The organism is Maridesulfovibrio sp., assembly GCF_963676065.1.
Classification (GTDB): domain Bacteria; phylum Desulfobacterota; class Desulfovibrionia; order Desulfovibrionales; family Desulfovibrionaceae; genus Maridesulfovibrio.
In genome coordinates this window covers 942,184-963,886 of record NZ_OY780933.1, presented here as the reverse complement: position 1 = coordinate 963,886, position 21,703 = coordinate 942,184, and the positions used below count along the sequence as shown (strand labels likewise).

Annotated in this window: 17 protein-coding genes; 3 read left to right on the top strand and 14 right to left on the bottom strand. The window is 49.8% G+C overall.

Annotation, left to right across the window (positions count from 1 at the left end):
- Positions 1–52 precede the first annotated feature (52 nt).
- Entirely contained in the window at positions 53–1,696 is a 1,644-nt protein-coding gene (argS, locus tag ACKU35_RS04320) for an arginine--tRNA ligase (RefSeq protein ID WP_319763490.1), read from the top strand.
- 22 nt (positions 1,697–1,718) lie between these two features.
- Positions 1,719–2,441 (top strand): SPOR domain-containing protein, encoded by a 723-nt coding sequence (locus tag ACKU35_RS04315; protein ID WP_319763488.1) that lies wholly within the window; start codon positions 1,719–1,721, stop codon positions 2,439–2,441.
- A gap of 75 nt (positions 2,442–2,516) precedes the next feature.
- Here the strand turns inward: ACKU35_RS04315 and ACKU35_RS04310 are convergent, their stop codons facing one another.
- The 10 genes from ACKU35_RS04310 to ACKU35_RS04265 all read right to left on the bottom strand — a co-directional run bounded on the left by ACKU35_RS04310 (position 2,517) and on the right by ACKU35_RS04265 (position 16,798).
- Positions 2,517–4,310, bottom strand: coding sequence for an ATP-binding protein (locus ACKU35_RS04310; protein ID WP_319763486.1), 1,794 nt, complete (start codon positions 4,308–4,310; stop codon positions 2,517–2,519).
- A gap of 165 nt (positions 4,311–4,475) precedes the next feature.
- Positions 4,476–5,168 carry a response regulator transcription factor gene (locus ACKU35_RS04305; protein ID WP_319763484.1) on the bottom strand — a complete coding sequence of 231 codons (693 nt, stop codon included), beginning with the start codon at positions 5,166–5,168 and terminating at the stop codon, positions 4,476–4,478.
- Between the two features lie 70 nt (positions 5,169–5,238).
- Positions 5,239–7,053 (bottom strand): methyl-accepting chemotaxis protein, encoded by a 1,815-nt coding sequence (locus ACKU35_RS04300; protein WP_319763482.1) that lies wholly within the window; start codon positions 7,051–7,053, stop codon positions 5,239–5,241.
- A gap of 42 nt (positions 7,054–7,095) precedes the next feature.
- Complete coding sequence (locus ACKU35_RS04295; RefSeq protein WP_319763480.1) at positions 7,096–8,286, bottom strand: SpoIIE family protein phosphatase; 1,191 nt, start codon at positions 8,284–8,286, stop codon at positions 7,096–7,098.
- The gene (locus ACKU35_RS04290) at positions 8,283–9,305 is read right to left on the bottom strand and encodes a chemotaxis response regulator protein-glutamate methylesterase (protein WP_319763478.1); all 1,023 of its coding nucleotides are present in this window, start codon (positions 9,303–9,305) and stop codon (positions 8,283–8,285) included. The genes ACKU35_RS04295 and ACKU35_RS04290 overlap by 4 nt, the downstream gene beginning before the upstream one ends.
- Positions 9,302–12,133, bottom strand: coding sequence for a response regulator (locus tag ACKU35_RS04285; protein ID WP_319763476.1), 2,832 nt, complete (start codon positions 12,131–12,133; stop codon positions 9,302–9,304). The genes ACKU35_RS04290 and ACKU35_RS04285 overlap by 4 nt, the downstream gene beginning before the upstream one ends.
- A 41-nt stretch (positions 12,134–12,174) precedes the next feature.
- Positions 12,175–12,831 (bottom strand): chemotaxis protein CheW, encoded by a 657-nt coding sequence (locus tag ACKU35_RS04280; RefSeq protein ID WP_319763474.1) that lies wholly within the window; start codon positions 12,829–12,831, stop codon positions 12,175–12,177.
- Positions 12,831–14,084, bottom strand: coding sequence for a CheR family methyltransferase (locus ACKU35_RS04275; RefSeq protein WP_319763472.1), 1,254 nt, complete (start codon positions 14,082–14,084; stop codon positions 12,831–12,833). The genes ACKU35_RS04280 and ACKU35_RS04275 overlap by 1 nt, the downstream gene beginning before the upstream one ends.
- Before the next feature lie 3 nt (positions 14,085–14,087).
- The gene (locus ACKU35_RS04270; RefSeq protein ID WP_319763470.1) at positions 14,088–14,573 is read right to left on the bottom strand and encodes a chemotaxis protein CheW; all 486 of its coding nucleotides are present in this window, start codon (positions 14,571–14,573) and stop codon (positions 14,088–14,090) included.
- Positions 14,574–14,575: 2 nt separating this feature from the next.
- A complete protein-coding gene (locus ACKU35_RS04265; RefSeq protein WP_319763468.1) occupies positions 14,576–16,798 on the bottom strand; it encodes a methyl-accepting chemotaxis protein in 2,223 nt (740 codons plus the stop codon).
- 267 nt (positions 16,799–17,065) lie between these two features.
- On the opposite strand from ACKU35_RS04265, the gene ACKU35_RS04260 reads away from it, so the two are divergent.
- Positions 17,066–17,281 (top strand): hypothetical protein, encoded by a 216-nt coding sequence (locus ACKU35_RS04260; protein ID WP_319763466.1) that lies wholly within the window; start codon positions 17,066–17,068, stop codon positions 17,279–17,281.
- A gap of 118 nt (positions 17,282–17,399) precedes the next feature.
- On the opposite strand, the gene ACKU35_RS04255 is transcribed toward ACKU35_RS04260, so the two are convergent.
- The 4 genes from ACKU35_RS04255 to ACKU35_RS04240 form a co-directional block, all read right to left on the bottom strand.
- Complete coding sequence (locus tag ACKU35_RS04255) at positions 17,400–17,885, bottom strand: phage regulatory CII family protein (protein WP_319763464.1); 486 nt, start codon at positions 17,883–17,885, stop codon at positions 17,400–17,402.
- 359 nt (positions 17,886–18,244) lie between these two features.
- A complete protein-coding gene (dapF, locus tag ACKU35_RS04250) occupies positions 18,245–19,090 on the bottom strand; it encodes a diaminopimelate epimerase (protein WP_319763462.1) in 846 nt (281 codons plus the stop codon).
- Positions 19,091–19,130: 40 nt separating this feature from the next.
- A complete protein-coding gene (locus tag ACKU35_RS04245; RefSeq protein WP_319763460.1) occupies positions 19,131–19,811 on the bottom strand; it encodes a queuosine precursor transporter in 681 nt (226 codons plus the stop codon).
- Positions 19,812–20,013: 202 nt separating this feature from the next.
- Positions 20,014–21,486 (bottom strand): GGDEF domain-containing protein, encoded by a 1,473-nt coding sequence (locus tag ACKU35_RS04240; protein ID WP_319763458.1) that lies wholly within the window; start codon positions 21,484–21,486, stop codon positions 20,014–20,016.
- Positions 21,487–21,703: the final 217 nt, after the last annotated feature.

Genomic DNA, 21,703 nt, shown 5'->3' with positions numbered 1-21,703 from the left:
AACAATTGCTAAGGGCTAGCTGATATAATTCCATAAGGAGATTTCATCCACCATGAAAGCTAAACAACACCTTGAAAAAGTACTCGGTTCAATTCTCGAAGCCAAGGGCTGGGAATGGCCGGAAAAAGCCGTTATCGAGCCTCCGAAAGACAAGAAATTCGGCGACATGTCTGCAAACATCGCCATGATGCTCTCCAAACAGGCAAAGATGAATCCCCGCGCTATCGCGGAAACGATTCAGGAAGAACTGGCCGGAGATATATACATTGAAAAAATTGATATTGCCGGACCCGGCTTCCTCAATTTCACTTTTTCCAGCTCCTTCTGGCAGGACCTCATTCCCGAAGTGCTGACCAAAGGCTCCGATTACGGCCGCAGTGAAATAGGCAAAGGCACCAAAATTCAGGTTGAATATGTTTCCGCAAACCCGACCGGACCGCTGCACATCGGCCACGGACGCGGCGCCGCCCTCGGCGACTGTCTTGTTCGCATCCTCGAATTCACCGGGTATGACGTGGAAGCTGAATATTACGTCAACGACGCCGGTCGCCAGATGCTCATTCTCGGCAACTCCATCTGGGTCCGCCTGCAGCAGTCACAGGGCCGCGACATTGCTGATCCCGAAGATTTTTACAAAGGTGATTACATTAAAGATCTCGCCGCCGAAGTGCTTGAACGCAACCCCGGCATTCTTGATATGAGCGAAGACGAAGCCATCGCTATCTGCCGTGAATACGGAAAAGACGAAATCCTCGAAGGCATCAAGAAAGACCTCGCCGCCTTTGAAGTGCGTCACGATGTATGGTTCTCAGAAAAAAGCCTCGTATCCGCCGGCAAAGTTGAAGAAACCTTCGCCGACCTTAAAGAACGCGGCATGGCCTACGAAAAAGACGGCGCACTCTGGTTCAAATCCACCGATCTGGGTGACGATAAGGACCGTGTCCTGCGCAAGTCCAATGGAGATTTGACATATTTCGCTTCCGACATCGCCTACCATGATGATAAATACAAACGCGGATTCGACATTGTAGTCGACATCTGGGGTGCGGACCATCACGGTTACATCCCCCGCATGCAGGCCGCAGTGGAAGCTCTCGGCAAAAAAGGACAGCTCGATGTAATCCTCGTACAGCTGGTTAACCTGCTGCGTGGCGGAGAACAGATTGCCATGTCCACCCGTGCCGGTAAATTTGAAACTCTGGAAGACGTCGTTAATGAAGTTGGACGCGATGCTTCCCGCTTCATGTTCCTTTCCAGAAAAAGCGACAGCCATCTCGACTTTGACCTTGAACTGGTTAAGCAGAAAACCATGGACAACCCTGTCTACTATGTACAGTACGCCCATGCACGTATCTGCTCCGTCATACGCAAAGCAGCCGATGAGGGAATCGAGATCCCCGCTATCGACGCGGCTCCCCTCTCCGCCCTGACCAACGCGGAAGAACTGAATCTCATGAAACTCATGGATCAGTTCGCTGATGTAGCTGAAAACGCAGGCAGAAACATGAGCCCGCACGTAATCAGCTACTACCTGCGCGATCTGGCCAGCGCACTGCACAGGTTCTACTCCATGCACCACATCCTTTCCGCGGAAAAAGATGTGATCGCCGCAAGGCTTGTTCTGCTGCAGGCTGTAGCCGGAACCCTCGCCAACGGCCTTAACCTGCTCGGAGTTTCCGCTCCCGAACGCATGTAACAACCAGCACGGAGTATCCACCATGGCTGCACCCAGAAAAAAGAAGAAACCTGTTTCCACTGAGGAAAAGACATTCACCTTTACCTTCACCACGCCTGAAGTTATCGGCCTTTGTGCCGGGGCTGTCGCAGCCCTGTGCGCCTTCTTTGTGCTGGGTATTTTACTGGGACGGGGCTACCAGCCTGAAAAGGATGTACCCGAGATCGCCATGATGCTGCCCAGCCAGTCAATAAACGCTTCCGGGGAAGTCAAAGGCGGAGTGCTTAAGCCCGAAGAGCTGGACTACGTTAATCAGCTCAATAAAAAACCGGAATCTGCGGTTAAGCCGAAGGAACCGGAAAAAAAAGTCGCCAAGGCTGAAAGTAAATCCGCTCCGGAAAAAAAAGCTGAACCGGTAACGAAAAAACCGGCAACTGAGGTTGCGGCAAAAAAAGCTGAAATTCAGAAAGATGAGCCGGAATTCAAATTGGAAATTGACCATCCTGAAGCAGTGCAGGAGCAGAAATACAGCTATGTGTATCAGGCTGCTTCCTTCGGCGATGAAGCCCGGGCGCAAAGTTTTGCCGACAAGCTCATCGCCAGCGGAGTGGATTCCTATGTGGAAGCCGGTCAAGGCGGAAACCGTACATGGTACCGTGTTTTCATACGCCACACCGGAACACCTGATTCAACGAACGAAATGAAAAAGGTGCTCGCCAGATACGGAGTCAAAAAACCGCTGCTTAAAAGCAAAAAAGCTATTTAATGCAAAGGCCCGGAAGTTAAAACTTCCGGGCCTTTTTACTGTCGCTTAAATGAATTGAATGAGAGCGGCGAGCTATCAGGCCGGCGCAATATTGTCGAGCGGTAACGTGAACACAAAAGCTGTCCCCTGTCTGCGGCCCTGCGGCGGACATTGCACGGAAATCTCACCGCCGTGATTGGATACGATATGCCGGGAAATGGCCAGCCCAAGCCCGGTGGACCCGAACTCATTACGGCGAAACTTCTCCACTGAATAAAACCGTTCAAATATACGCGGCTGGTCTGCTGCCGGAATTCCCGGCCCTTCATCAATCACTGAAAATTTCAAGCAATCATCTCCAACCGAATGATCCACAAACACAGGATTATCTTCCGGACCATATTTGATAGCATTTTCCAATAGATTCCTGAACAGCTGCATGAGCTGGCCGGGATCAGCCCTGACCATAAAATCACCTTTTACGAAACTAGGTTGCAGATCAACTTTTCTTTTTTCGGCCAGACCGGAACATGCTTCCCATGCTTCACGCAAAACATCCGCAGGGTCAATCGGGGCTAGCTGCACCTTTTCCTGACCGCTTTCCAGCCTTGAGAGGTTAAGCAGATCATCCACAATTTTGCACATATGGTTGGCATTCTTCTCAATGGTATTAAGAAAATTTCTCTGGATTGATTCCGGCGGAGGAGGATCGGCAAGCAATGTTTCAGCATACCCTTTAACCGAAGTCAGCGGAGTACGCAGTTCGTGAGAGACATTGGCAACGAAATCCCGGCGCACTGTCTCCAGTCTTTTAATCTCGCTGATATCATGAAAAACAACGATGATGCCCGGCCCCTGCCCCGGTTCAGAAGTATGAGGGGATCTTACAATATTTACATCATAAACCCGGCCAGTAGGCAGAACTACCTGAACCGCTTTGGCTTTTGGACCTTCCGAAGCCACTACCTCGCTACAGGCATCATAAAGATCAGGACTGGGAATAACCTCGAGGGGAGTTCGCCCCACTCCGTCCTGAATACCGGGAAAAATACCTTCCATAGACCTATTTACACTTTGGATACGGCAGCTGCCGTCCAGCACCATGACCCCGTCCCACATGCCATTAAGCACAGCCTGAATCTTATTCTTCTGGCCGGTGATAATACTGACATGCTCATCAATCCGTTCCGCCATCCAGTTAATGGATTTGGCAAGGGGAAGAAACTCCTTGTCAGGATAGGTCCTGATCCTGCTTTTATAATTTCCCTGCCCCACGGCCTCGGCTGTCCTGACCATTGATTCCACCGAAGATGTCAGCTGCATAGTGACAAAACGGATCATCCCGTAACAAACCAATGCCACAATAGGCAAAACCCAGAAAAAAACCTTGAGGATCATCCCCAGTCTTTCTTCGGGGCTGTGCAGGAATTCCTTGATAACCAGAAACCCTGAGGGGGAATCACCTTTCGCGGCGACCCTAACAGCCGCCAGCATACCGGATTTACCATCCAACGAATCTTCCACCAGCTGGAATCCGGGCCGGCCCTCCTCTACATTTCTAATCTCGGCACTGTTTAATGAAATTCTGTTTTCCGCAGCCCAGGAAGGCTGCATATCTATTTCACCGGCAGCAGAAATAAAAGCGACTTCAGTGCCCAGCATACTTGAAACATAGTTAACTCTGCTTTGCGCGGCGATCCCGTCGCTTTTCCTGTAAATGCGTCTGGCAAGCTCTATTTTTTCACGCGCACTGCCCTGCGCCTCCACAGCAAAATCGGCTTTGAGCAAATGATAGGCAAAAGCAAGCGGCAGGCTGACGCAGATTACAGCGGTGAGGCAGACTGCCGCGAAAAGCTTATTCTTGATAGAAAAAGTAAAATTCTTGTCCATAATAATTATAGTTAATGGTTCAATGAGTTGAGTAACGATGAGAACCTAGCAGAATCAAACGCATCAGAAGTGACGATCAGGTAAAGTTTGCATTAAGGGCGCAACAAAGCCCCCCACGGAAACAGGGGAAGACTCCGGCTCGAGGGGAAATTAAATCACATGGATTTATGAATGCTTGAAACGGTAACCGACTCCGCGCACGGTCTCGATATAATCGGCATATGGGCCGAGTTTCTGGCGCAATCTGCGGATATGGGTGTCTACTGTTCTGGAGTATCCCTCAAAATGGGTATCCCAAACTGTATCCAGCAGATGGTCACGGGTACGGACCTTGCCTTCATGCTGGAGCAATTCTGAAAAAAGCTTGAACTCAGTAGCGGTCAGAGCCACAAGCTCTCCGTCGCACTCAACTGTATGGGCTTCAAAATCAACGACAAGACCTTCGCGGCTCCATTTGCCCGGACGCCGTGACTCAGGCACCTCAGTACTGCGACGCAGCACTGCTTTTACCCTGAGTACCAGTTCTCGGGGACTGAACGGCTTGACGATGTAATCGTCCACGCCCAGCTCAAGACCGACAACCCGGTCTACTTCCTCACCTTTTGCGGTAAGCATGATCACCGGGATATGCTGGGTAGCGACATCCTGCTTAAGTCTGCGGCAGACCTCAAGCCCGTCAATACCGGGTAGCATGAGATCAAGCAGAATCAGGTCAGGATTCTCTTTTCCGGCCTGATCAAGGGCTTTGTGACCATCCATGGCAGTTACAACTTCGTAACCGGATGAGGTTAAATTATACTTCAGCAATTCGATGGTATCATTATGGTCTTCTACGACCAGTATTTTCTCAACTGACAAAACATTCTCCTTTTGCTCGGACCTTACCTGTAACAATGCAACTAATTAAGACGGCCCCGTTACAACTATGTTAATTGTCCGATTCAGGATCTTTTTCCTCATTGGAAACGAAAAGATCATCCTCAACGGTGCGAAAACCATCCACTGCCCCGGTAAGACTCTGCACGGTATAATTCAAGCTTGCTACAGTCCTATTGAATTCTTCCAGATATTCCGTGGTTCCGGCTGCCGCATCACTGAGATCTCCCATAGCGTCACTGATCTGTTCAGCGCTTTCGGCCTGATCACCCATGGAATGTGAGACATCGATAAACCGGGGTCCAAGAACCCGGACCTGATCAATAATCAATCCCAGCTCAGAGCTCATCTGCTCCACTTCATCCACGCTGGAGCGCACTTCCTGATTAAATGCTTCCATCTCCACTACCCCGGAACTAACCGCGGATTGCATGTCCCGAACCATGAGTTCAATGTCTTCGGCGGCGATGACCGTCTGATCGGCCAGACGGCGCATTTCACGGGCGACGACAGAGAATCCCTGTCCGAACTGCCCGGCTTTCTCCGCCTCAATAGCCGCATTTAGCGAAAGCAGATTGGTCTGGTCGGCAATTCTGGCGATGGTGGTTACGATTTGATTGATCCTGCTGGCTTTCTCATTAATGGCACCAAGACGGGATGATACATTGTCCGTAGAGTCAACAAGCTTGATCAAAGATTTTTCACGCCGTTCGATATTACCTTGCAAGGTTTCCGCCATGTTGGCGGACTCGCCTGCTGAACCTGCCACATCCTCCATTACCTCCACCAGCTCCTTGGACGTCTTGCTGATGAGCCTGCTTGTGGCGCTGACTTCATTGGTGGAGGCGGCCTGCCTGTTTACGGCGTTATCAATATGTTCAGCCGTAGACCTTATTTTATTTCCGGCAACCGAGACGTTATCCCCGGAAGTACGCACTTCACCTATCAATTCGGAAAGACCTGAGATCATGGTCTCAAACGAGCTCACCAGATTTCCGATTTCATTGCCGGGATGAACTATCCGGCCCGCAAAGAATTTACCCTCGGCCTGATTCTTCATTTTACGGATGGCGATGGTTCCGCTGTTTAGATCGCCTTCGGCTATATGACTGGCGATGCCGGTTAATTGGGAAACCGGCTTAAAAATAAGGTTCATACCGAAAAGCAGAAATCCCAGAGTTACCGCAATAAAAATAAAACCCATAAATACAACGGCGCCTATAGCCTGATTGGCAGCCATATCCATCGCCGCCAGCGGAATAGCCGAGATCATGGCGCACTCAATGCGTCCCGGTTTGCGAAAATATCCCTTATCATCCTTGACCGGATACCTGCTCTTCATTGAAGCCGGAGCCAGTCTGGGCTCACCGTGACATTCCATACAGGAAGGACTGTTGACCTCTCCCTCGGCAACAATAAAAGATTCTATTCCATTGATATTCCTGATTTCACCGATGAAAGGCTTTTTACCTTCCTCCGCCATGGCGTCCAGCTCTTCGATAATAAGCGCTTCATCACTGGTAGCCATATTCTTAAGATTACGGGGTTTGGTGGAAGCAGTCTTGAAGGTCAGCTCATGCTTGTACTGGTCGGGAATCCGGCTGAAAACGCCGTTTGCCGTAAAGGAAGTGGACTGCAACTCGGGTACAAACATATTTTCCGGCAGTATTTCCGTGGCCTTGGGACGGATGACCGCCCCGGTATGCTTGCGCACAGCCTTCATTGTGTGAAGCATGATTTCAGCCTTGGCCCGATACTGATCCATCAATGTGTCACGGGCATAGTCTGAAACCAGCCACACTATGGCTGCGGTCAAGGCAATGCAGAAAACCACACACCCGGTTATGAACTGTTTACGGATACTCATTCTCAGTCCTCTTTATTCCCGCTTAAACGCAGGGTCTGTCCTTTAGGCAAAGACAAATTCAACCATGGAAAAATCATCTTCGTAAAGCTCGGAACCCTGCAACTTGCGGGTGTAGGCTATAAGCTCTTCAATGGGTTCACCAAGCTTTTTGCCGGTTTCTTTCATAAACTCGGAAAAATCCTCAAATTCCCACATCTTGCCGTCAGACACCTTTTTAAGCTCGTACACCCCGTCGCTGTAGAGAAAAAAACGGGCTCCCGGCTTAACTACTACCGAATCTCTTGTGTAGGTCATGTCCGGCATGCCTCCCACGATCATTCCCGGAGTGCGCAACTGCTGCACCTCATCCCCGGAAATAAGCAGTGCCGGGGGATGGCCGCCACTGGAATAAGTCAGTGTCCGATCTGATTTACGATAAACACCGTACCACATCGTAAAATAAAGATTGTTCTGCTGATCCATCTGGAACGAATCGTTCAAAGCAGTCAGCACCTCATCCGGCTTAAGAAAATCAGTATCCCGCAGGGTCTGTGAACGAAGCACATTCATGGCTGAAACCGAAAGCAGCGCGGAGCCTACTCCATGATCACAGACATCAAGCAGATACATGGCGAAATGATCATCATCCAGCCAGTGATAGCCGAAAGAATCCCCGCCGAGTGAGGCAGAAGGAATAAACCTCCAGTCGGCCTGAATGTCCCCTTCTTTAACCGGTTCCGGCAGCAGGGAGGTAACGTAATCGGCGGCCACGGCCAGTTCCTTGCGCATTTCATCCCTGCTCTCCAGCAGCTGTTTGTAGGCCTCATTCCTTTGCAGGAGGTTAATATAACCCTTGGAGTGATACCGAATACGCGCCAGCAATTCGATGCGATCGGGGAGTTTAACCAGATAATCATTGGCACCGTTGGCAAAGGCTTCCGCTTTAGTGGTGGCTTCTTCTTTGGTAGAGAGCACAATCAGGGGAATATCTTTGAGCCGGGAGTTAACCCGCATGAACTTGACCATTGTCATTCCGTCAATATCGGGCATGACAAGGTCTTGCAGTATTACCGTAGGCTGCAACTTCTCAGCTGTGGGTATGGCATTAGTCGGATCACTCACAAAATGAAAATCAATGTCGTCTTCACCTTCCAGCATGCGTCGCACAGCTTCACCAACCATAGGCTGATCATCTATCAGCAGAACATTGATTTTATGCTCAGTGAGCAGTTGCTCTTTGCCTTCGGTCATCATTTTAACTCCTGAAAAAGTTTTTTAAAATGCCTTACAAGCAATCCGGCCATATCTCCAATAGAGCAGACTTCACGGGCAGCCCCCATCTTTACCGCTGAACCGGGCATTCCCCAGACTACGCTCGATTCCTTATCCTGCGCAATGGTCATCCAACCTATATTCCTGAGATCAAGCATGCCCCGTGCTCCGTCGGCTCCCATTCCAGTCAGCAATACGGCTACTGAATGTTTTGAAAATCCGCCAAGACGGATGCTGTCAAAAAGAACATCTACAGAAGGTACATAAATATTTTTACCGGGTCCGTCGGTCAGCTCCACTATGCCTCCCGGCTTTATGAGCATATGCTGATCCCCCGGAGCAATAAGAGCATGTCCGGCCTGCACAGATCTCCCACTGCGGGCCAGGGCGACTTTTATTTCTGTCTGACTGTCCAGCCATAGGGCTAAATTTTCCGAAAAATGACCGTCCACATGCTGGGCTATGACTATGGCCGCCGGGAAATCTGCCGGCAATCCTCCGAGCAGTTCGGCAAGAGCTGAAGGACCGCCCGTGGAACTTCCTATAGCCAGCAGCGGAGGGATTACCCTTTCTTTTGCCAAGGGCTTCGCGTGCTCACGGACCCTGCCGTTTCCATGCAGCTTTCCGATTACTACAATTTTAGCAAGCAACGCCTGTCCGCCCGTTATTTCACCATCGGGACCGTTCTTAGGCGTAGCGACCACGTCAAGGGCTCCGGCCCCCATGGCTTCAAACACTTTGGACGAGTTGCTTTCAACACTGGATGTGACGATAAGTATCGGACATGGGCTTTTCTTCATTATTTCCCGAGTTGCCGAGACCCCGTCAAGTACTGGCATAATCAGGTCCATCAGGACAAGATCAGGCACATCATTGGAGCATTTTTCAACGGCCCTTTCGCCGTTGTGGGCAATCCAGACAACCTCATGCCCATCTGAAAGCAGTACTTTTTTCAGAATATCGACCAATGGAGCCTTATCATTCACAATTCCTATTCTCATTTTACGGCCCCGCCAATCAGATCTTCAACGGCCAAAAGCAAAGTCTCATCGTGAAAACTGCTTTTAGTCAGGTAGTAATCCGCTCCCGCTTCTAGACCCCGGAATTTGTCTTCCTTGCGATCCTTGTAGGAAACCATCATCACCGGAATGGATTTGAGATCCGGATTCTCCTTAATCTTACGGGTCAGTTCCAGACCGTTCATACGCGGCATATCAACATCCGTAACCACAAGATCATACTCACCGGAAATAAGCGCGTTTAGCCCGTCCTGACCGTCCACAGCCGTGTCGACATCATAACCGTAGTTGGCCAGCAGCTTGCGCTCCACCTCACGCACAGTAAGGGAATCGTCAACCACCAGAATCTTCTGCGCCGGACCGCTCTCTGAGGATTCCACACCGACCTTGCCCAGCCTGCCGCCGGAAAGGAGTTTATCGATGGAACGCACCAGATCTTCAGCATCAAGGATAAGCACAGGTGAACCGTCGGGCATCATAGCAACGGAATTCACATCCGGGACCTTACCCAGCCGGTGATCCAGCGGACGAACCACCAGATCCTGTTCGCCCAGAAAATCATCCACAACCAGACCGTACCTGTTCATACGGTCACTGATAACCACGACCTTGAGAACTTCATCTTCTGAATTACCGGGGGCGATCCCCAGAATCTGGGCTGCGGGAACAAGCCCCACATTTGCCCCGTTCAGCGAGATATACTGACGGTCCTCGGCCAGCCTAAGCTCTTCCGGCAGGATAGACGCAATCCGGCTGATGCGGCTTAAAGGAATTGCGTAAGGCTGATCTGCTATCTTGACCAGCAGGGTGCGTATAACCGAAAGGGTAAGCGGCAGCTGCATGGAAAACGACATGCCATGTCCGGGTTCTGATTCAGCGCGAACAGTACCGCCAACCTCCTGAACCATGGCGTGAACCACATCCAGACCGACGCCGCGCCCGGATATTTCCGTGACCTTTCCGGCAGTGGAAAAACCGGGCAGAAAAAGAAATTCCATCAGTTCCGCACGGCTCATTTCCGAAGCCATACGTGCCGGGGCAAGCTTGCGCTCCACAACCTTGCTCCTGATTCTTTCCGGATCAAGCCCCTGTCCATCGTCACGCACTTCAATAAAAAGCATTCCCGCCCGATGTCCGGCAATGACTTTAAGGGTCCCGGTTGCAGGCTTACCGGCGGCAATACGCTCATCCGGCAGCTCAATGCCGTGGTCCACGGAATTTCTAATTAGATGATTGAGGGGGGCTTCCAGTTTATCGAGAATATCGCGGTCCACGGAAGTGGCTTCACCTTCAACCACGAAATCAACTTCTTTACCCAACGTGCGGGCAAGATCCCGGACCAAGCGGGGAAATCCGCGTCCACCATCGGAAAAAGGACGCATACGGCTGGCTATAACCTCATGATACAGCCTGCCCGAAACATTATCGTTGCGTCTACGATAAAGATCAAATTCGTTGATATGCCTGACCAGACGGACCTGACAATCATTTACAGCATCCTTCAAGGCATTAACAACATCTTCGGCCGCTTCCCCGTGCCGGACCCGCTCACAGGATTCTTCCAACAGCTTCATCAGATCCCTGTGCCCGGCCTTAAGCCGCAGCAGAGAAGAAGCAAACTCGCCCAGTCTGCCGGACTCCACGAGACTTTCCCCGGCAAGGGCCATAAGCCTGTTCAGGTTCCCGGCGGAAACACGAACCACAGAATCTTTCGGTGCCCGGATTCCCTGCGCGGGAGCAAATTCAGATTTAACAAGGTTTGCTTCCATGGGCTGCTGGGAAGGTTCTTCTACAACTTCCGGGACCGGCTCTATTGGCGTCTCAGCGACAGGTTCCCGAACCGAAAGAGGAGAGCCTGTCGGGCAGACCTCGGCACAAACCAGCTGCGCTGCATTCTCATCACCACGCAATGCCTTTTCCATCTGATCCATAAACGGCTTGCGTTCGCTCAAAGCACCCTGAATCGCGTCAGTATCGAGACGGGAAAGATCGCGGTATATATCGGTGGCCGCGAGGAGCAAATCAATCTGGCCGCTATCCAGCACGGTCCTGCCGTTCTGGCAGTCCACCAGCAGATCCTCCATGGCGTGCGCAAGGGCCACGGCATCATTCAGTCCAACAATACGGGCCGCTCCTTTCAAGGAATGAGCCGCGCGCATGAGCGGTTCCACTTTATCCGGGGACTGATCCTTTTCCAGCTCCAGCAATCCGGCGTTCAAAGACTGTGAATGGCTCTCGGCCTCCATGCGGAACAGGTCGAGCATGGAAAGATCGGCAAGAGGGATGCCCTCGGCGGACGGAGCAGGATCATGCGCCGGAATATCTTCCTCCGGCAGGGTTTGAGGACCATGAACTTCCTGCTCCCGAAGCTCGGGCTCAAATTCGGGAGGGGCCTGCTCGCTGTCTTCAACTGATTCAAAAGATTTAATCCGCCCCAGCAGGTCTTTAAATTCGTCTTCCCGTTTTTCCAGCCAGCCATCCATCTCCTCGGCTTCCACTTCCGCAAGAGAGTGCAGAAAGCGCGCTGCTTCCAACAGGGAATCAATAGCTGCCTGCGCCGGAGGATTGCCTGAACCGGAACATTTATCCAAAAGAGTTTCAATGGCCTGTGAAATATCCACAGCCTCAGCGAGCCCCACGATCTTCCCCGAGCCTTTAAGGGACTGAGCAGCATGCATAAGAGGCCGCATCTTTTCCGGGGAGACGTCGGCAGCCATTCCGGGCAAGCCTTCTTCAAGCACCCGAGTATGTTTACCCGCCTCCATGCGGAAAAGTTCCAGCATGGAAAGATCAGCCATATCTCGCGTCACTTTATTTTCTCCCTGTACTGCTGTTGCTCATAATTTCCGCCTTACTTGATGATACGGTTAAAAGCTTCGAAGAGAAGCTCGTCTTCCAGCAATGAAATTCGTTTTCCATTCACTTCAAACAGGCCTCGGGTATATGCCGCAGGGGCCTTGGCTACCGTTGCCGGGGCATCCATAAGCGCATCCGGGAAATAGTAATGAACGCCAAGCACTTCATCCGCCGCAAAAATCCAGCGCCCGAATCCCCGGTCCACACAGATAAGCCTGCTATAAACCCGAAACCCCTTTTCCTCTTCAGTAAGATATTCATCCTCAAGGCCAAGCAGATCACGCACGGAAACGACCGGAATGATCTGTCCCTGCAGACTGGTCAGTCCACGGAATCTCCTGCTGTTGCGATGCGGCACCGGGCGCACAGTCCTTTTTTCCAGTACCGATACAAAAACACTTGATGACAGTGCCAGCCATTCCCGAGAAATCCTGAACACAACTGCACCGGCAGTTTCGGACTGTTCCTCTTCCTTGGCAATAGCTACAGCCTCGGTATTTTCCTGAAGATACCCATCAGGCGGCTCCCGGTCCAACAGAGACAATCCGACACTGGTAAAATTCGGGCAATGATAGCAGTGGCTCCAACGCTCAAGTTCAGGACAGGACCTGTTCCCGGCGTAACCGATGGTATTCCAGCAGGATTCAAACATTATCCGGCCTCATTTCTTTTTTCAGCGCGGAGGGTTCTGTTACGCATAATTTCAGCCTTGCGCGAATCCCCTCTGTTTTCAAGCAGCAGGGCGTAATGGACCAGCGCTTCCACATGGTCCGGTTCCAGATAAAGTACCTTGCCGTAAAACTCCTCAGCAATTGCAATATTTCCTTCAGATTCATGAAGCAGGGCGCAAAGATGAAACAGTTCCGGGTCCGGACCACGCTGCAACAACTTTTCACACATATTCAGAGCCTTGGAAACGTCTCCCCTATCCGCCAGCAACTTGATTTCATCTATTGAAATCTCATCCTGAACCGGTTTCTGATGGGCCTGCTGATCTATTCCGGCAGCTTCCTTTTGACGAAGCGACGCAACAGGCTTAACCGGCGCAATAGGCATAGACGGTAGGTACGGAATTTTTTTGAACTTTAGACCGCCGGTATACCCGCCAGCCCCTTCCGGCCGGAGCAGCTTGGCCACCTTCAACCGGCCTTTACGCAATGCGAATGTTCCCTGCTTCCTGACCGGAGTGAACCAATCATTAAGAACAGGCAGAATCTCAGAGTGTCCCACAAAGAGCAGCCCGTCATCACGCAATTTGGAACTTAACAATTCAGCCAGATTTTTTCGCGATCCTTCATCCAGATAAATCATTAAGTTACGGCAAAATATCGCATCATATCGGCCTTGGGGAAAACCACCTTCAATAATATTCCCGGAATGAAAACTGACCGCATTCCTGATATCCTCCGCCAGCTTATGTCCCTGCGAACATTTACTGAACCAACGTTTGGCATATAAGGGAACTTCCGAGCGGAAAGAATTATCCGAATAAATTCCAGCCTTCGCTTTGTGCAAAGCCCGCTTACTGATATCCACTCCGTCCACACGGAAATCCTTCAGCCCGGCTCCCATAAGCGTCATGGCTATGGAGTAGGATTCTTCCCCGGTTGAGCAGGGGGCACTGAGTACCCTGAATTCTTCGTTTTTCTTCTCCATTGCGGTTTCAAAAAGCAGATCAAAAGGCTTTCTATCCCGGAAAAACCATGTTTCAGGGACCACCACTTCCTCAATAAACTCGGACAGCTCCCGATCATTGGACCGCAGCTGGGCCAGATATTCCCGCTCATCGCACCCGGTCTCACGCATACGTGATTTCAGAGCGAATTTAACTCCGGAACGGGCAAGTGAGTCAGGGGCAAGCCCCATAGCCCGGTTGAGAATTTTATAGAACGGCTCAAGGTCCATTACCTACTCCTGAAGCCCGCTAAGTTCTTCCTTAGGAAAAAGCACCCGGTGCAACTCATCCGTAAGCAGCTTCTGCGGCTTAACCAGTTGCAGCATATTTCCATTGAACCGAGCCACCCGCCCAAGCCACGGGGCATCCGGTATTTCCAGTCCGGAATCCTCAAAATCAGAATCCCCAATTTTCAAAGTTGCAGTAATATTTTCAGCCAGCAGTCCCAGAAACTTCTCATTGCGTTCCTCTCCGTCATCAAGATCGGCCAGATCGATGATGATAATGCGGGTAGACATTCGCGAAGCGCAGGGCGTGTCCATGGCCAGCATGGAAAGGTCCACCAGCGGGGTAACCCGGCTGCGATAGTTGAAAAGCCCCTTCACGTAATCCGGTGAACGGGGCAGCTCCTTGCACACAGCGGGGGGAACAACCTCGGCCACAAGCTTGGCTTCAAGACCGTAAATATATTTACCTATCCTGAATGTAAGTACCAGCATGACTATTCACTCACCTTGAAACGCGAAACTTCGCTGCGTAAGCCCTGCACGGCTTCGTTCAGCTGCGATGTCGCCCGGTTGAATTCCGCAAGAGCATCGGAAGTATCCGATGCGGTATCGGAAAGCTGCGCCATGGCCTCGCTAATCTGTCCGGCCCCTTCAGCCTGTGCGCTCATGCCGTCGTTGACCTGTTCAATTCTGGGATTCAGTTCCCGGACCCCGATCATGATACCGTCAAGTTTTTTACCCAGTTTGCCTGCTTTGTCCGCTCCGAAACGGACATCCGAAGCGAATTTTTCCATCTCATCCACACCGGAATCAACGGAAGAGCGCATATTGCCGATCATATCTTCAATCTCGAGAGCGGCTACGGAAGTCTGATCAGCCAGACGTCTAATTTCGGCAGCGACAACAGAAAAACCCTGACCGAACTTACCGGCCTTCTCCGCTTCAATCGCGGCATTAAGTGAAAGCAGGTTGGTGCGGTCCGCCACTTTGGTTATGGTGTTGACGATGCCTTCAATTGAATTGGCCCGATCGTTGATTTCATCCAGCTTGCCGGTGATGGTGATCGTGGCGCTACTCAGATCATCCATGATCCTGATCATCGTCTTAAGGCCGTCCTGACCTTCAGATGCGAGTAAGTCCATAGTTGAGGCGGAGTCATTAACATGATGCATGGCTCTGGCCAGTTCACCTGAATTTGCGGAAATCTCAGCGCTGGTGGCGCTTATCTGGGTGGTAGCGGAGGCCTGTTGATTAAAGGTCACCTCAAGTTGACGTGCCGAGGCTGCAATTTCGGTTGATGAGGTGGTTACCTGAATTCCCGAACGCTGCACCTGCCCAATAAGGGAATAGAGAGCCTCGACCATTTCCCTGATTGCAAGGTAAAGCTGTCCGGTCTCATCGAGCACTTCCGGCGTCTCGGCATGCAGGATAGCCTTGCGGGCATTGGGACAATTCTCCTCAACAACGGCCAGACTTTTCTTTGCCTTGTACACATCACCCGAGGCGATAATCTTAACCAGCTCCATCATATGGCTGACCGGATCGGCAATAAGCCCGCTGGCATAAAGGGAAACAGCAAGAGTGATTATCAGCAGGAGCACTCCGGTGATAGTCAACCACTCAACCAGATAATTGAGCACGCCGGTTAAGCGATCGGAAATACCCTGATATTCATCAAGAAAAACACTGGACCCGACAACCCAGCCCCAAGGTTTGAAGTAGGTGTATACAGAAATTTTCTTCCGGCCGTCACTGTCGGCCCCGGTTTTCCAGACATAGGCTTTGCTGCTGAGTGTGCCTTCTCCTGATTCAACAGCCTGATTGATGATTTCTTCCACGAATTCTTTATTTTCGCCCACGGCATCCGCAGAGGTAGCGCTATTTTCAGCTAAATTGGAGACAATATAACGGCCCCTATTTTCTCCTCTGCTGCCGATTGACCAGAGGTATCCGCTCTTGCCGATGGTGGTTTTGAACATGGACTTACGCAATATATCAATGATGTCATTATTCATATATACGGCAATCATTCCGGTTACATATCCGTCCTGATCGCGCAAGGGAACGTAAATAGTGTAGCGGGTTCCGTCATTCTGGAGTGCATATTTTTTAACGGTACGACCGGAAAGGACATCGCCGATAACCGACTCCACCTTGCCGTTATCGCTTAGAGAATAAAAGATATCTCCCGGTTGCCAATTTTCCTCCCCGGATTCTGCCGTGGTATCCACCACCAGCATATCGCCCTCAGGATTGAATCTTTGGAAAACAGTGCAGAAGGCCCCGGAAATACGTGTAGCTTCCACCAGCATAGGTAACGGTTTGCCCTTGCTGCCGGCATAAGTAAGCTCCCGCCCGCCGATGACCAACACAGGAACTGTTACTTCTTCTTTACCGGATGCCCTGCGGTTATTGACCGGCCAATCCGAAACTCTTTTTAAGACCTTTACCCGACCTTGATCTTCCAGCAGGACTTCCAAAGCCATAGCCGCCCTGTCTGTTTCCGCGACCAGCAATTGATCCGAAGTACGGCATTCCTCATAAAGATCAGCCGTAAGCTGGGAAACATGTGATTCAATAAGGGAATAGACTTCATTTTTTATGCAGTCCTGTAAGCGGTCCTCAAGCACGTCGGTGATGATGAACATAGCCACAATGGGGATGATTGCGGCTCCACAGGCAATGGCTATTATCTTTTTTCTGAGGGAAAAACGCATCGGATCCATCCCGGTACATCCGTCAGCGCAGACGGAGACACCATTTATTACAGATTAGGTAGATTAAAACTCAGGTAACAGGTGTCCTGTCACCCATTTATCCCTTGTATTTATTTTACATGATTAAATCAATGACCGCAGGCTTTTTGCTCCATTTCAAAAAAATATATCATTTCAATGTAAAGTGAACACCTCCACCTGCCGATAGCAAAAATATGAACAGGCGGACAAATTTATGGCCGACCGATGCCACTCACGGAGGAGTGTATGTATTATCATGGATTCGATAATAAAACTGCGTCTGCAACAAAATACTGGACCAACAAAGATGATGAACTCGTCTCAGTATTATTTGCCAAGATAATCAATAAGACAGTTAACACACAAGCTCCCAATCCGGAGCAGGATCATCTTGTGGACCAGATGGTCAACAACCTTTTTGACCTGTGTTTTTACATTAATAAAGACGTACACGATTGCTGATTTTTTTCAGAAGCCTGCCATGCAGAGCCGCTGAGACTGAAAACTCACAGCTTTAAAAACACAAAAAACCCCGGCAGTTTTCACTACCGGGGTTTTTTGTATGCTTCTTATTCGCCTGCTAGCTGACCTGAGCGAGACGGGGTGCGTTCTTGGCTTTTTCTTCTTCTGCCCTTTTACGCAGATAATGAACCATAGTAAGGATGGCGGTGATTGCTTCGAAGCCTTCCTGCTCTACGGAATCAACCAGTTCATCAGAAGGATCGGCCTGCAGAGCGCTCTTGAGAGCCTTGGAGTATCTACCGAAACCATCCATAAGATCTAGAGCCATGTAGTTGGCTTCATCAGGATCTTCGGGGTTAATATCCATAGGAACAAGCACGTAGCCCATGATGTTTGCAAGTCTGGTCAGGGGACGGATGCTGCCGGTTGCGCGCATGATGGGAATCAATTCTTCAATGCCAACTTTAGCACCTTTATCTTCGGGATTAATCTCACGAAGAAGTGTGGGGTAAGGTTTGCTGATTTCATTTGCCACATCACGTGCAGGCTTATCATTTTTGAGTACAACATCCTGCAAAAGCTTGGTAAGCTCGTTATTAGCCATTTTATCTCTCCCTTTAATCATTATTTTGTAATTACTACTCTTGATAATAAGCTATTTTCATGCCAGTTTATTATGTAATAATACACATACATTTAGTGCTTTATTTTCAAGCAATTAATAAAACAAAGACATTATAATTTTTAACATATTACTGCAAAACAGTGTTTTTTACTGAAAAACAACAATACGCATTATCCGACAAATCATCATTCTTGCGAAAAGAAGGCTATACAAGGAATAGTTTAACCTTGCAAGGATAGATTTAAGTAATAACAAAATTAAGCTGATGAATACAGCTGTGCGAAGAAAAGGGCACTGCAAGTGTGCAGCGCCCTCTATAAAAATAAAACCGTTATATTTTATTCAATTCCAAGAGAATCAAGAAAAACCTCACCGGAAAAAGTGAGTTCCGCACCGCCCTGCAAAAAGACATTTCCATCTTCAATAATGACTTTCAGAATTTCCCCTCCGGAGGTGTGCACACGCACGGCGGCATCGGTAAGCCCCTGCGCGTTGAGAGTAACCTGAACCGCGCTGACCCCGGTTCCGCAGGCGTAGGTCTCGTCTTCCACGCCTCTCTCATAGGTGCGGACATTAAGGCTGTCGTTGTCTACGATCTGCACAAAATTGACATTGGTTCCAGCAGGCGCAAAAGCCTCGTGGTAACGGAATGCCGCGCCGAGTTTCTTGATATCCACCTCATCCACGTCGGCAACCTGCACTACAACGTGAGGAACACCGGTGTTTGCGAAATGGTACTCGTATTCTTCCCCGTCAATTTCAAGGGTCTGCTTTGTGGCCAGACCTTTCGGGGGAGTCAGCTGGACTTTAACTTCTTCCAACTCAGGAAAAACCTGCACCGCGATAGGACCGGCATCGGAACCGAATGCGTGACGCTCTCCGGCTATGCCCAAAGCATGGGCCAGACGCCCAGCACAACGGGAGGCATTACCACACATTTCTGCTCTTGAGCCGTCGGAATTATAAAATTGCCAGATGAAATCAAGACCGGAACCTTCCGGTGCGTTTTCAATAAAAAAGATTCCGTCCGCATAAACGCCGAATGCGCGCTGACAAAGTTTTTCGGCCCACAAAGGCATTTTCTCAACCGGAACACCAAGTTCACGGTTATCGATAATCACGAAATCATTGCCACAGCCCTGCATCTTATAAAAAGGGACCGATTTTCCAAACATTTTACTCATTGGCAGCCTCGTTAAGTATTAGAATGTAAGAATTCACAGGTCAGGACTCCACAACGCGGGAGTGCAGCCGACGGGCCATATATAGGAAAGGAGTATCCATTACTGCCACTATAACCTTAAACAGGTAAGTGGTAAAAAGAATTTCTACCCAGACATCAAAAGGAAAAAGTCCCCACAGGGCCACTAAGCAGAAAACAGAAGAATCAAGGAACTGACTGATCAATGTAGATACATTATTACGCAGCCAAAGGTGACGCTGGCCCATTTTATCCTTGAGCAGATGGAAAAGATAAACATCATTCAATTGGGAGACAACATAAGCGGCCATACTTCCCAATGCAATACGGGGCAAAAAGCCGAAAATAGCTTCAAGATGGGGTTGTACAAAATCATCCGCAGCGGGGACAAACCTGAGAGCCAACTGCATGTACACCACAGCCATAAGTAATACGACAAACCCCAGATAGACTGCCTTTTTAGCCTCTTCTTTCCCGTAAAATTCACTAAGCATGTCAGTGGACAGGAAAACGCTGGCGTAAAGGATATTGCCCAGGGTGGTGGTCATACCGAACAGTTCGATGGTCTTCAGAACCTGAATATTACAGAGAATCAAATTAAAGACAATAAGTCCGAAAAGACCAGTTTTGCCAAAAAATCTATAGAGAACAAGGACAAGGCTCAAGTCCATTACCGCAAAGCCCAGCCATAATAATTCATTCATATAACTTCTCTCCTGTACGGCCGTTCCGTAAGTAAACACTACATTCCGAAACGCCGCAACATAATAAATACGGGCCCTGCCGAGCCAGACTTTGCTCCTAGCTCAATTTATACTGAAAATCCATACAAAAAAAGCGGCCCCGACAACCGGGACCGCTATGATTCAACCTGACAGCTATAGGCTGAAGGAAACTTCTATTTTTTTACATAACCTGCAACTTTGGGCGTGTAGGAAAAATAACAACCCGGTTACGTCCATTCATTTTAGCCTTATAAAGAGCCTCGTCCGCTTTGCGAACCACTTCGGTGTCCTTATCAAGACAACCGGGACGAATGGATGAGACGCCGATACTGGCGGTAACATTAAAGCTCACGCCCTGATAGGTCATGGTGCTTTCTTCAATATTGACCCTGACCCTTTCTGCCAGCATCCGGGCCTGTTCTTCATTCGTATGAGGCAGCAGGATAACAAATTCCTCACCGCCATAGCGGGCAATGAAGTCTGTTGTGCGAAATGTAGTCTCAAAAATACGAGCCACCTGCTCAAGCACCATATCCCCGGCCATGTGCCCGTAAGTATCGTTCACGGCCTTGAAGTGGTCGAGATCAATCATAAGCAGGGAAAGCTCGTTATTCAAACGCTGGTGACGCTTAAACTCCTCAACGAGCCTTTCATCAAAACTGCGCCGGTTATAGACTCTTGTCAGTCCGTCACGGTTCGCGCGGGTCTTGATCTTATTGAACATGATCGCATTGCTGAGAGCCAGCGAAAGATGGTTCACCGCCGCGTTAAGAGTGGTGACCTGATCCTTGGCCAGTCTGATATTGCGATCACAAAGAATCACCAGACAGCCGAACTTTTCCCCGCGCGCAACCAGCGGCAGAGCCAGAATTCTTCCGGCATCAGGACTATAAACCATGCTGTTGCATACTGCAGGAACAGTTTCCGAAATATTGTAGCTGGAAACCTCCAGACCACTAAGTGCGACAACATTTTCAATTATCAGCTCTATCCACTCGGTCTGGACACTTTCCACCTGACCGGGATTGATAAAAATTTCAGCATCAATATCCTTTTCGGAGCTCAGGATATTCCAGAAAGCACCCTGCACAGAATAAACCGGCAACAGCATCTTCAGATCTTCAGCCGCCTGACCGAGAATATCGGAGACTTCGAGGCGTTCGGTGGCATTACAAAGTACGGTATTCAGGAATTGCATCTGCTCGGTCTTGCGGGAAAGCAGTTCACGCTCAAGAATAATCTCTTCGGTCATGCGGTAGAGATCACCGTAAAGACCGGAAATTTCCTTGGCCCTGAACAGGGCGTCCTGTACCTTGGAGCTGGTCAGGGGAGAGCTGATAACAGCAAGGAACCCGTCCTCAAGAACTTTTTCAAGGTCTGCGCCGGACTGGCTATCCTGAATGAGGATACGCTGTGTAGAGTCAAGATTGCGGTATGCAGCACGTCGGTCTTCCGGCAGCTCATCCCAAACCCTTTGCGGAATCCAGGTGGCGGCAGGTTTTTCCTGATTGCTCAATTCCTTTTCCCCGGGCAATGCACGCTCGGAAAAATTTCTCAAAAAGAATCCGGGACCGAGGGAATCCTCGATTTTTCCGGCTTCTACGTTGTTAAGTCCGAATCCCCAAAGGAGCTCGGGCCTGTTTCCTCTTTTCATTTTCAGTCTCCTCGCTAGCCTGTATTAAGCTGTCAAAACTGTTTTCCACCTGTTTTATTGCAAAAAAAGGGCCAGCCAGCCTCAAAATCAAAGCTATGAAGGTCCTATGACGCTGCGATGGAACTAATGCAGAAAAAGAAGCTACTTTAAAACAGACTCTTAACGTGGTCTTGCGCGCTGAGTTATAAATGTATCAAGACCTGCCGGAAAGCACGGT